A 13518-nucleotide genomic window follows, 5' to 3' on the forward strand; every position below is an offset into this window, starting at 1 on the left:
TATGAACAAACGAGCCATCGCTTCTTTAGTGGTTACAATGGCGCTGATATTTGCTTACTATCAGCTCTGGAATCGTTATGCCATCAATATTCCCAAATGGGACGACCATGCACTCAAAGCGACGGTACTTAATTTCGACAAAGCCGAAAGTGTCGGGGGCAAACTTTACGAACTCTACCGCCAACACAACGAGCATCGTATCGCCCTGACGCGGCTTGTTGCGGTCATTGATTATAAAATCTTTGGGCACATCAACTACGAGCACTTAATGTTCTTTGGCAACCTCGCCTTGCTCTTAATTTGGTGGTTGCTTACGCGTTTTTTCAAACCCCTTCAAGGCGCGGTTTGGTATGCGCTTCCCATTGCTACGTTTTGGTTTTCGTTGGCGTTTTGGGAAAATGCGTTTTGGGGAATGGCAGCGGTACAAAATATTTGGGTCGTTGCGTGGGCCATGCTTACTTTTTGGAAACTCAGCCGTGCCGATGCCTACTGGTGGTGGGCGCTTCCTACGGCTTTTATGGGTCTCTTTACCAGCGGAAATGGCCTGTTTGTGATGCCACTTGCTTTAGGTATTCTTTTGCTCCAAAAACGCTGGAAAATATCGCTCATTTGGCTGGCTTTCAGTGCCTTTTGTATTTTGCTTTATTTTTGGGACTACCAACGCCCTCCTACCGACCTAAGCGCCACGGGAAGTATCAAAGAGTTTATTCGGGGCTACTTGCTTTTTTGTGGTTCATTGACCGAAAGTTTGCCCTTTGGCAACTTTCCTACCCAAATGCCTGTCTGGTTTGGTGCACTTACGATTTTTGTAAGTTTTAGTATGCTGCTCTATATTTTGCGCAGCTACTGGAAACGGAATTTTGAGCTCGACTCTTTCGACTATTTTTACGTGGGCGGTGTCCTTTTTGCTTTAGGAACGGCGCTTATTGTCGTGTATTCGCGGGCTGGACTTGGAGCCGAAATCATGCTTACTAGTCGGTATAAGTTGTATTCTGCCTTGCTATTGAGCTTTAATGTCGCTTATCTGACGCGCTTGGCGCACCCTCGTTTCCGAGAAGTGATGACGATGACGTTTGTTGTTGGGGCAGCCTACCTTTTTGCCTGCAATCAGCATTATCACCTATACGACACGATTCAATTACGAAAATACAACGTCACCAGTTGCTTCAACTGGCGCAATGACGGCATCACCTCTAGTGCTATTTATCGGGCTCCTTCGTTGTTTTTGGAGAATATTCCTATTCCTAAGGATTCTGTCTTTAAGGGCCAAGCGTGTTTGGTCAAAAACAATTCTTTTGAATTGTTTCAATCCGAATATCGCCTTTACGACCTTCGTGATGGCGGCCTCTATATCGTGCTTTCCAATGCCCAACATCAGTATGTATTTCCTACTTGGCAAGCCCGAAAACATTCGTTTAGGAATATATTCAATTACAAACACTACTTCATCAAAGGCTCAAAAGCCATTGTCCCTCCCCCATCGTCAGACATAAAACCTGGTACTTACAAGGTCCGTTGGTTGCATTTTGACCGGCAAGGAAAGCTTTATTTTGAAGATGCAAAATGCAGTGTGGCGACGTTCCAACCAGCTCAACAACAAAACATTAAGACAAATTGGTAAAACATCAAGATAACTACCTCGTCCAACTCGACGGATTGCGTTTTATAGCAGTTGCCCTCGTTTTGTGGGACCACTGGATGCCAGAACCACACTCACTCCCGTTTGGGAAGTTAGGTGTAAACCTCTTTTTTGTTTTGAGTGGGTTTCTAATCGCTCGGATTTTGCTCAGTAGTAAAGACAAAACCTACGGCACAGAAGGCGGTTTGGGCGCCTATTTAAAGAAATTTTACATTCGTCGCACCATTCGAATTTTCCCCATCTATTACCTGTCGCTGATTGTACTTTGGTTACTCCACGACCCATCCGTTCGTGGGAAAGAAGGCTGGCAATTTTTGTACGCTTCCAATATTTACATTGTCCTTAATAAGACGTGGTTAGGTGTTACCGATCACTTTTGGTCGTTGGCCGTTGAAGAACAGTTTTACATCTTTTTTCCGTTGCTTATTTTCTTCATTCCCCGTCGCTACGTGGTTTCGTTTTTTAGTATTCTCATTGTCTTTAGTGTTCTTTTACGGGCTTACTTTTGGCAAACCAATGAGCCTTGGTACGTTTCTTACGTGACTATGCCAACCGCTTTGGATGCTTTTGGGGTAGGGGCACTAATGGCCTACGCTCAGCTCTACCACCGCCCATTTTTTCAAAAAACATTCAGTAATCGCTGGTATCTAGGGATTAGCTTTTTGGCACTTGCGGGCATTTTTGTGTTATCACGCCAACAAACCCTCGCAGGGGTAACCCAAGACCAAAACCTGTATATTTCCATTTGGGAACGTTTTTTTGCGTCTATTTTCTTTACATTTCTGATTGGGGGTGGCATTATTGGGTACAAAGGGTGGTTTAAATGGTTTTTAGAGCACCCTGTCAGCAACTACCTCGGAAAGATTAGCTACGGACTTTATGTCTATCATAATTTTGTATATAATCATTACCACTCACCTGCCCTCCACCCTACGGTTCGGTTATTTAACAAACTAAGCCGTATCTTCCCCGACTTCGGAAACATGCACTTTGTCCAGTTTGTCATCCTCTTTGTACTCACCACCATCGTTGCCTCCGTTTCGTGGTTTCTCATTGAAAAACCCATCAACAACCTAAAAGATAAATACGCGCCCTAATAGAACCTACCATAAAATAAATCCTTCGCGAGGAAAGATAGGCCAATCGCCTTTTTTTGAGTAGTTTTGAGAAATTTTTTGTCTTAAAGTCGTTCCGTTTGCACAATAGCGCGTCTTAACACACAAATCCCCAATTCAATAATGAGCCTTTATTTTTCGATTGTGATGCCTGCTTATAATGAAGAAGAGTGTATTGAGCAGGTAGTAACCATGTGGACTTCCTTTCTCAAAAATACCTTCCCAGGCAAAGAGACCAAACTCATCGTTATCAATGATGGTTCAAAAGATGGTACCAAGCAAATCCTTGACCGTATCGCACCTTCCATTGACAACCTTTACGTTGTACACCAGCCCAACGGCGGACACGGAAATGCAGCGGTAAACGGCTATCGTAAGGCGGTTGAACTTAACTCTGAATGGGTATTCCAAACCGATAGCGACGACCAATTTGTCACCGAAGATGTGATAAAACTTTGGGCAAAACGCAACGAATCTAATTTTATCATGGGCTATCGCCAAGTTCGCTTCGACGCCCCTGCTCGTTTGGTCATTACCCGTATCTTAAAATATACGATTTTCTTTGCTTACGGGACTTTCATCAACGACGCCAACATTCCTTTCCGCCTCATCAAAGGAAGTTATCTAAAAAAACTTTTAGCCCAGCTTCCTAATCCAGAGCCGTTTGCGCCTAATATTTTCTTGGCAGTAATGGCTAAAAAAGCGGGAGAAAAAACATTTGATATACCAATTACTCACAAAGAGCGTTTGACTGGGACCGTTTCTATCTTACGTTGGAAACTAATCAAGGTTTGTATTCAAAGCTTTAAGGAGTTGTTGAACTTCCGTTTGGCCCTCAACAGCAAAGTACGCGCTATCAAAGCTTCTTGAGTTGTTTCCTGTTTGGGGTTTTGAAGTTTACTGTTTAGGGCGTTTACTGTTAAAGGTTCTTGTTTCCTGTTTTTAAGAATTGGGATTTCCTAGAACTTCAAACCGTAAATCTTAAATAGACAACCCAAAACCTTAAACTGTAAACCCAAAACCGTAAACTTCCATGAATAGAAGAGGCATCATAGTTGCCATTTCGTTGGTGATTTTATTAGCAGGCTGGTGGGGTTTTCAGCGTTGGCAAATGTATTCGGCAACCGTCTGGAAACTTTTACCCGAAAACGCTTTTTTAGTCCTACAAAGCCAACGAATTCAAGACACTACCTTTAAAGTTCAGAAAGGTGGGATTGAAATGCGCGAAGTACCTCTTCTTAACCTTGCGGCCCATCAAATCGACCACTTTCGCCTTTTGAGCGACGATAGCACCAAAGCGGATAAATTGCTCAAAAACCGTGGAATCACTTACGTTCTTCAAAAAACATCAAGCGGTCGATTTGTCTATTTGGTTTTTCTCCCGCTTGATGCCTTTCAGTCTTATAATTGGTTAGAAAGTCCTACTTCCTCTAAAGTACGGGTGACGTCTCACTTACACAGTGGTCAAAAAATCTATGACGTTACAACCCCAACTTCTGACCCCATTTTTGCCTATACGCGTTTCAATAACTTTATCGTCTCCTGTATTTCAGGCGACGTGTTAGAAGATTGGATTCGCTACGCATCGAGTCCGCTGCGCACCACCCGCCCAAGCCGCTTTGAAACAATCAAAGACGACACTAGTGAATTAAGTATTTTTCTTGACAACACACTCCTCTCTGATGTTTTGCGGCGCGATGTCTCCACCAAATCGGACGCAGGTTTACTTTATTTTCTTTCTTTCCTGCCGAGTATAGAAAGCTTACACCTCGACCCTGTCTTTTCAAGTAAAAACACGACCCTTACCTCAAAAGGGAAAAAAATAAAGGTAGAAGGCTACCTCGATGCCCTCAACGACCAAAAAGCAAGCCCGTTTAAAAATACCTTTTTTATCCCCAACAATACGGCCATCATGTACCGCCTTGGGTTTGATGATGCAGGTCTGTTTACTCGAAAATTACGGGGACAACTTCAAAGCCTCTCTGCGGATTCAATCAACCAATCTCGGTCAGCACTCCAATCCTTGATTAGTGCCAGCCGCATTGACTCATTTTATCGTTTTGCTCACAAAGAGCTTATTCTTTGTCAACTAGAGCCCAACAACGTCCTTACCAAAGGACAAGTAATTCTGCAACAAGTAAGCCCTAACACTTCTTTAGAGCCATTCATTCGACGTTTAGCGATTCTTTTAAACAAAAATAAAGGGTTGCCCATCGAGCCTTTTCAAGGAGGAAAAGTGTATCGAATCGACTGGAGTGAACTTCCTGCAGTACTATTTGGGGGACTTTTTAAAGGGTTTCCAAAATGTTATGTAGCCTTTCACAAAAACTTTGTCGTCTATGCCAACGATTCGCAAGTGCTAAAGGACTACCTCATTGACCTCGAATACCAACGTACCTGGGCAAATTCGGCCGTTTATAATGCTTTTTTTGACAAAACCTTTCGTGCTTCCAACTTTACTTTTGTCATCAATCCGCGTAAAAGCAAAGAATACATGGGCAGCGGCTTTATGAATTATCTTTTTAAAGCCCTTAGTTATGACATTACCGAACAATTGCCCTTTGACCAGCTTGTTTTCCAAAGTGCGTACAAAAAATCACGGGCTTATTCTTCCCTTACTTTTGGGCGTCTTAGTAAGGCATCTAGTGCTAAAATTTTAAATAAAGTATTCCTACAGCAAGAACTTGAAATCCCAGAAGCTCCTTCGGGGGGTATTTTTACCGTTCGTAATTATCCCAATGGAATGGAAAAGGTAATCATCGCAACCGCAAGCAACGAATTACTGAACCCTCTTGCCGAAGAAAAAAAACGGAAAATTGCGAAACTAGATGCACCCATCGTAAGCGATATTTATTCGGTTGATTTTTTGAGTGTAGGCCGCCTTCAATACGTTTTTGCTACCGAAAAAAGCCTCAACGTAGTTGACGAAGACGACCAACAGCGGTACATGACCATTCCTTCGATTCGCTTACCATTAGGTCGAAAAATTAGAAGCCTCCAACAACTTGAAAGTGGAATTGAGGGAAGTTTTCGGTTTTTAGTGATTGATACCAATGGGTTTTTATACCTGTGGAATAGCCCTACCCAACCCCCGATTTTGCTCAACACGTCTCGCCCTTTTGCTGATTTACTACTTCCAATTCAGGAAGTCGAATACCAAAGCAAACGTCATTTTTTATTTACCCAGAGCACAGGTCAGATTGGCCTCATCAACGAATCGGGTGTTATTCCTGAACCTTATAAAATCGACTTTAAAATCAACCTTTCGGGGCCATTCTTTGGCGTTTTTCTTCCTGAAAATAATTCAACACGGCTTATTGGTGTAACCAAATATGGTGAATTCATTGAAAATACGCTTGCTGGAAAGACCATCGACCGACGTCAGCTTTTCCGCACTGACCCAACTTCGTTTTTCCGCGCCAAAGCCGCCCCTAACAACCGTGATTGGTTACTTTTCCGTGAATCAGAAACACAATTTGCCGTGTTAGATAAAAAAGGAAACGAACTCTTTTCGGCCAAAGGTCTTATTGCTGCCAAAAACCAAGTTCAATACCATTACCTGAGTTCGGAAGTAAAGTTTTTGAGTGTAAAATCAGGGAATTACACCACACTTTATGACCTCAAAGGGTATCAGATTGGCGATAAACCTTTTCCAAGTGAGTATCCCGTTCGCATCAACCTTGTCGAAGGCTACAACAAGCTATTAATCTATGGCTTTGCGAATAAGAAAATACAAGTTTGGTCGCTCAAACTACGTTAGTTACCGAATTCATGAAGATTTTTTTAAAATACCTACTCCTATTTGTTGGGGCACTGCTTTGGGTGGTTGGCTGCGTTCCTACGTTTCGTAAAACGGCTTTTGAATGGGGTTTAACGAAAGATTCTTACCGTTATGGGGATTTGTATCGTTTGTCCAATTTGCCTCAATTCAAAGAAGAACAGCTACCTTGCAATAACACTCCACGTTTCGACTCCCCGACCAATTCCACGGCCCTATACATCATTGGAGATAGTTTTACGGAGCATCAGCGCGTTGGGAAGCAAGATTTCAACGTTGGAGCTTACACCCGCATCCACTGGAACGAAACAGAAACGATTCAACTTGATACGTCAAGGCGAAATATTTTGGTTCTACAAACGGTAGAACGGCATTTTCGGGAGCACTTCGCGGCAGAAGTACGTAATTTTACCTTTGGCCCCAAAAAACCAAAAGAAAGCGGATTTTCGTTTGAAAATTGGGTAGCGGGAGTATATCAGAGTTTTGAAGAAACCTTAAAGGAAAGCGAAGAATCTTTGACTAGCTTTCTTTTTTCTGGCGATTTTTTTCTGACTTTGAAAGAATGGAAAGCCTACATAAACCTTCAGTGGTTTGGGCGGCACAACGACCAAGTAGCCCTCTCTCCCGATAAAACGCAATTACTTTTTGTTTGGGACACCGACTCTAGCCGTATTACATCTTCTTTCAAGCTTTTACCTGATACTGAGCTAAAAACGCTCATTCAACAAGTTAATAAGACCCGAGAGTATTACAAATCGCTTGGTTTTGATGAAGTATATCTTTCTATTATTCCCAATAAAACGAGCATTGTCGCACCCAGCTTGGGGACTTACAACCACCTTATTGAGCGCGTGCAACGCGATACTCTCCTTCAAACTCCCTTTATTGATGTTTGGGCTCCATACACCCAACAACCAACCACCATTTACAGCCTAAGCGACACCCACTGGAGTTGTACGGGGCGGGCAATTTGGTTGGAAAAAGTAAACGGGGTACTTTCATTTTGATGAAATTACCCCGTTTGGTCACTTACTTTTACTCTCAATTGAATACTTGCTTGTAGTTTTTCTTTCGGATTAAGGCTATCAATACCCCCAAAAAACCTCCTATCAAGCCAGATATCGCTACAATTACGCTTCTACGTGGCTCAGTTTTACGCGTTGGCGCTGTAGGCGGTTCTAGTACTTTAATAACTGGAGTTTCTTGATGAAGCTTAATTTTCGCCTCCTCGTATTTAGTTAATAATGAATTATAAAAATTGGACGAAGTATTGTACTCTGCCTGAATTCGGTCACGCTGTACATCGGCAGCTTGTAACCTAATGGTCGGAGCTTGAAATTGGTCGCTATACTGCGCCCTTTTTACTTGATTGGAATAAAATTTCCCCCTTGCAATGTCTAATCTTTCTGCCAAAAACTCTACTTCTCTTCTATTTTTTTGAGTACGGTAATTAATTACATACTCCGTCAAATAATCCATTGAAAATTTAGCTACAGTTGCGGCAACTACAGGATCAGGCAATTTGACGTTGATACTTATTACCCCTGCTTTACGATCATACGTACTAAATATTCGCTTCCTCAAATCTTTGATACGATTTTCGTTTATGCGATTCAATACGTAAAATCCTTTGGCCTCTACATTGAACTTCTTTAACAAAGTCGTATCTATTTCTTCATTTTCTTCCACTACTCGGTGATAAAACTCCTCGAACGTCAATTTCTGATTTGTTCGAGTGACCACGGGTTGTTTCATCAAGTCCAAATAAAAGGTCGTACTTTTAAGCACTTCTGGGTATAAATCTGGGCGAATTGCTTCTGTAGCATTTTTCAAATCAATCCCACTAAGCCCCAAAGCCCCTGCAAGACTTCCTAGTGAACCAGTAGCCGATGGCGGTATTTCGGGAAGAATTTTACCCTGAGATTCAAATTCCTCTTGGGCGGTAAAAGCATAGTACCCTCCTCCCAGCGTCGTTAAAAGCCCTATTACTATTACAATCCATTTTTCCTTCCAAATAACACGCCACATCTTTCCTAAATTTATGGGTGCCTTTAACTCTTGTTCATCTAAATAATCTTCTTCTTTCATCAAGCAAGTACTAATTTAAAGTTCTAATTAATGTAATGATTAAAACAGTAGCCGACGTTAACCCAGTAAATAGTGAAAGACGTTCGGCTGAATTTAGACGATTTTTCTTGGGGCGCGTAGGTACATATACCTGCATTCCACGTTCTACCTTTGGATAAAATTTCATTCCCAGAAATTTCTTTGTACGGGCAGTAAATCCATTGGCATAAATCGCATATACTTTTGTAACGTGCGCACTGTCTGTAAAACCACCCGCCTGACTTATGTAATTTTTAAAGCTAAAGCTTGGGTTATACGCCACCACATTTGGATTAAATACTTGTCCATTGATTGTAACTGTTTCTGGAATTTTTGGCACGATAAGTTCATCGCCAGGTGACAACAAAAGGTTATTAGAATGCTTTGGATTCTTCAAAATCTGAGTAATATCCATAGCAATTAAGCGCCCATTTCTAAAAAATTGAATCCCTCGTAAGTAAGCCTCTTGGCGAAAGCCTCCCGCACGTTCAATCAAATTACTAATTCGTTCTTCCCGACTTGCGATTACATACGTACTTGGATACAAAACTTGCCCTTTGATACTCACCGCTTGTTGCGCTAAGTAATTGGGTAAACTACGCACGATCACCTCATCATAGGGCTTTAGCACAATGGTAGAAACTTCACTCAGTTCTTTAGAAATATCATATTTAGTTACTTCCACTGTTTCACTTTTGGTTTCGTCATTATACAAGCGACGCGACAACTCGATTCCTTTTCCAGTTGCACCATCCGTAAAACCTCCCGCCAGCAATATCAAATCTTGTAAGGTCATTTTGTCTGCAAAATCAAACACACCTCCACTATTTACTGCCCCTTGAATTCCTACTGTTTGTACTTGACGAGTTTCCGCAATCGACTTGATGACCAACACATCTTCTCGTTTGAGTAGAATATCTTCCCCTTCATTTTTAAACAATTGCTCCAAATTAATTTGAATCAATTCGGGGTCTAAGTTTTCGCGTTTTCTTTTCAATACCGCCCTGTTGCGGAATGCATCTTCCCGCAATCCTTCCGCTTTCTTAATCAGTTGTTTTACCGTCTTGATTTCATCACTTAAAGCAAATTCCCCAGGACGAAAAACAGCACCAACAACTTCCACTTTATTTTCAAAACGGTTTAAAATCGTCCCAATCACCAATTTATCTCCGTTTTGAAGACTAAATTGACTTTGAGCGATTGGGTCAAATGTTATCAATTGTCTTTCTTTAGCCGTGTTACGATACACATTCACCGACGCTTGGTACGATTGTTCGGTATAACCTCCAGCATATCGTAATAGCTCCCCAAAATTTTCATTGGTCTTCAGCTCAAACGTCCCACTTCTTTTGACTTCCCCTTCTATCTCTGCCTTTTTAGCTGCTATCGGTATCAAAATCACGTCCTGATCTCTCAAGTTGATATTTTCGGCCAATGTACCTTTCATCAAAAACTCGTATAAATCAATCTTTTGAATGACTTTATTATTTCTAAGTATTTGTATTTCACGCATTGAACCATTCCCATTAGGGCCGCTACATAAATAAAGCGCATGAAACGCCGTCGCTAATGAAGAAACAGTGTAGGTTCCAGGATTAGTGGCCTCACCAATGACAGTGACCTTTATACTCCTCACATTTCCCAAAGTCACATCCACATTTAACGTTCCGTTCCTAAGACCTGCGTAAAGTGTTTTTAAACGTTCGATAATTTTACTCTTTGCTTGTTCTATTGACAAACCATTAACAGATAAAGGGCTCAAGCTTTCTAGTTTAATCGTACCTTCAGGCGAGACCCTTGCATCGTAATGCTGATAGGCATATCCAGTAATGTCTATTCGGAGTTCATCATCTGGGCCTAAAATATAGTCTTTAGGAGTAGGTAATCGTAAGTTGGGTTCAAACGATAATGATTTATTAGAGAATAGTTGCGCACCGAACACATCCTTCTTTTTCCCAACTTCTTGGTCGTTCCCAATCGGCGTTGGTGTTTTTTCTGAAACCTGCCCCTGTTGTTGACGAACGGTATTATTCACATTCGAAGGCGTAGAACTTTCCGTTTTTATTTTTAAGGTGTTAATTCTAGCCCGAATTTTTGCCACATCTGCTTCACTATAACCTCTGGCCAAAGCCCCAGCTTCTAATTCGGCTTGTGATAAGCCCTTACTCTGGGCCACTTTAATAAATTCTTCTAATTGTGCATCGGTCACTTCGTCCGCAGCTGGTAATGCCTGTGAATGCGAGAAATGACATATTAAAAACAGAAGGGATACCCAACAATACTTTCTAAAACGCATGAATTTCAATCGGTTTAATAACTGGCGTTTCACTAAAAACGCCCCTACAAAGGTAGTGGCGTTTGAGGTAGTTTACAAGTACTAAAAATAGAAAGCCCCGCAGTTGCGGGGCTTTCGTTCGTATGAATCGTCTCGACGATTAGTCTTGAGATACTTTCAATACTTTCAAAGCAGCACGCTTAGATGGAGTGCTAACTTGGATAAAGTACATACCAGTATTTTGGCTAGTCATGTCGATTTCTTCACGGTGAGTGTTAGTTTCAGGAGTTACTGAAGAAACTTTGATAGAACGGCCAGAGGCGTCAACCAAGTTCAACTTCACATCTTGACCTTTAGCACCGTTGATTGTCAATGACAACGTACGAGTTACTGGGTTTTGACCCATTGTCACGAATGGAGTTTCAGTACTTTCAGTTACGCCCTCACGAGCTGCACCTGAACCGATACCATTTTGTGATTGGATACGGAACCAGTATTCTTGGTATGCCAATTGTGTACCTTGAGCTGTACGTACGGCTGGGTAAAGACCCATACCTTTTTCGCTCCAGTAACGGATGCTCAATTTATACAAACCTTTTGGCAATCCTTGAGTGTACTTAGGCTCACTTGTGAAGCCATAAGCTCCGTGGTTGTGCGCATACAATTCAGTGAAACCATCACGGTTAGCATACATCAAGTATGGAGCGTTGTTTTCAACAGTGTTGTACGAGTATGGTACACCAGCTTCTGGTGTTACTAACATATCGTAAGAAATAGCACCTGTTGTTCCCAAAGCACATGACTCAACGTGTACAGTCCAGAAACGATCAGCTCCTTTGTTAGGATTCTCAGTGAAGAATACTGAAGGATTACCTTGTGAGCTGCTTTGCAATGATGGACCTGCGTCAACTGTTACAAAGTTAGCTGCCCAAGCAGATTTTGGCACGTTTGAACCAGGTTTAACACCTGAAAGTGGAGAACCGATATTGATAATTGTAATATCAAATGTTTTCCAAACTACAGTAGTTGTAGCACTTACTGGAGACTCACAAGTTGTGCTTCCTACAGTAGTTACACACTTCGCAGTTACTGCACGCACTTGAGGTACATCCGATACCAATGGCAACGCATTACCAGTAGCACCTGTACTCCACATTACTGTAGATCCAGATGGGCAGTTTGTTGTAAGTGTTACGTTTACACCTGTACATACTTCTGTTCCGCCAATTGACGTGATTATAGGAGCAGTAGCGTTAGGAATAATGTTAAACGTTACGTTATCACTCTTCTCTCCTAAACAACCATCTGCACTCTGACATTTTGCATAGTATGTTTTAGCAGTAGCTGGGATTGTAGCAGGCAATGATAGCAATTGTACATCACCACTTGCATCAAACCAAACTGTTGCAAACGTACCGCAGCTTGAGCTACCACCGAATGGCGTTGAAGCTGGTGCAGTCGCACAAACAGTACCTGGCGTTAAAGTAGCAGTTGGCTTTCCAACAGGCGACAAACTAACCTTAAGGGACATAGTTGCTGATTCTTGACTCACGCAATCTCCTAACTGACATTTGATTTTGTAGTTTTTAGCAACCGACGCAATACTTGGGTTTGGATCTGGAGCTTGTGTTGTTGAGTTTCCAGCTACATAATTAGCTCCACCCACAGAATACCACAAAGTCTCTCCTGGAGCACAGCCACCAAAGGTAATTGTAACTGGTGATGCACTACATACTAAACCTGTTTGGTTCGCAATTACGGTTGGGATACCAGGTACTGTCAACGTAGGTGCAGTTGGATTGCTTGGCGCTGGATTAACTGTATAAGTTACCTTTGCACGGACTGGGCTTTCACATCCAGAAGTCAAGTCTTTACAAGCAGCGTAGTACTCATACGTTTGTACAGTAGTTGGTGTTGTGTTTGGTAAAGTAGCAATGGCTGTTCCACCTGTTGCAACCGAATACCAAACTGTAGCCAATGTTCCGCAGTTCGAATTGAAATACAAAGGAATTGTAGCTTGACCTTGACAACGGCTTGTTTTCGAGTCGGCGTCAATAATAGCTGCAACAGGAGTTGCCAAAGTTGGTCTTACCACAACGGTTGTTGTTGAAGGAGCCCCCTCACATCCATTCGTAGTGGTACATTTAGCAGTAAATGTATATGTTACATTGCTTGATCCTGATGGAGTCTTAGTCACATTGAAAGTACCTGACCCTAAAGCAGACCCTAACAAAGTAGAACCTTCATATACTTTTACAGAGTCGGCAGCAGCGCAACTAGCTGTTAAACTGAATACACCAGCACATTGAGTACCTGATGGACCAGAGATTGAAGCAGCACTACTTGGCGCGGCATTAACAGTATAACTTACTGGAGTACGTGTACTCTCACAGCCACCAGCATCTACACACGCTACATACAATGTAAAGGTACCAGTATTTGGTGTTGAACCTGGTAATACTGTCGTCGTGCTTCCTGTTGAAGCCGTATAAAGCTTAACTGTTGTACCTGGGGCACAAGTTGTTGATGCTTGCTGCAATGGCTCGCCTTGGCACAATGTACTCTTAACAAATGTAATCGTTCCCGCAGCAACTTCTGTTACTGT

At 42.1% G+C, this 13518-nt stretch carries 8 protein-coding genes; 5 read left to right on the forward strand and 3 right to left on the reverse strand.

Annotated elements, in window-relative coordinates; all coding sequences use genetic code 11:
• Position 1 precedes the first annotated feature (1 nt).
• The 5 genes from AC23N5_RS23330 to AC23N5_RS23350 all read left to right on the forward strand — a co-directional run bounded on the left by AC23N5_RS23330 (position 2) and on the right by AC23N5_RS23350 (position 7539).
• On the forward strand, positions 2-1621 hold the full coding sequence (locus AC23N5_RS23330; RefSeq protein WP_487757463.1) for a hypothetical protein: 1620 nt from the start codon (positions 2-4) through the stop codon (positions 1619-1621).
• Positions 1615-2736 carry an acyltransferase family protein gene (locus AC23N5_RS23335; protein WP_183971188.1) on the forward strand — a complete coding sequence of 374 codons (1122 nt, stop codon included), beginning with the start codon at positions 1615-1617 and terminating at the stop codon, positions 2734-2736. Before AC23N5_RS23330 ends, AC23N5_RS23335 begins: the two co-directional genes overlap by 7 nt.
• Positions 2737-2877: 141 nt before the next feature.
• Positions 2878-3624: a glycosyltransferase family 2 protein gene (locus AC23N5_RS23340; protein WP_183971187.1), complete on the forward strand. Its 747-nt coding sequence runs from the start codon at positions 2878-2880 to the stop codon at positions 3622-3624.
• Positions 3625-3787: 163 nt separating this feature from the next.
• Complete coding sequence (locus AC23N5_RS23345) at positions 3788-6514, forward strand: hypothetical protein (RefSeq protein WP_487757464.1); 2727 nt, start codon at positions 3788-3790, stop codon at positions 6512-6514.
• Positions 6515-6525: 11 nt separating this feature from the next.
• Positions 6526-7539, forward strand: a complete 1014-nt coding sequence (locus tag AC23N5_RS23350) for a hypothetical protein (RefSeq protein WP_487757465.1) — start codon at positions 6526-6528, stop codon at positions 7537-7539.
• Between the two features lie 34 nt (positions 7540-7573).
• Here AC23N5_RS23350 and AC23N5_RS23355 read toward each other — a convergent pair whose 3' ends face one another.
• From AC23N5_RS23355 to AC23N5_RS23365, 3 genes are all read right to left on the reverse strand, one after another.
• Positions 7574-8620, reverse strand: coding sequence for a Wzz/FepE/Etk N-terminal domain-containing protein (locus tag AC23N5_RS23355; protein ID WP_487757466.1), 1047 nt, complete (start codon positions 8618-8620; stop codon positions 7574-7576).
• Positions 8621-8630: 10 nt separating this feature from the next.
• Entirely contained in the window at positions 8631-10934 is a 2304-nt protein-coding gene (locus AC23N5_RS23360; protein WP_487757467.1) for an SLBB domain-containing protein, read from the reverse strand.
• A 139-nt stretch (positions 10935-11073) separates the two neighbouring features.
• Positions 11074-13518: Ig-like domain-containing protein (locus tag AC23N5_RS23365; protein ID WP_487757468.1), on the reverse strand; the 2445-nt coding region annotated here is incomplete at its 5' end.

It is taken from the genome of Runella sp. R5_40, from assembly GCF_057652295.1.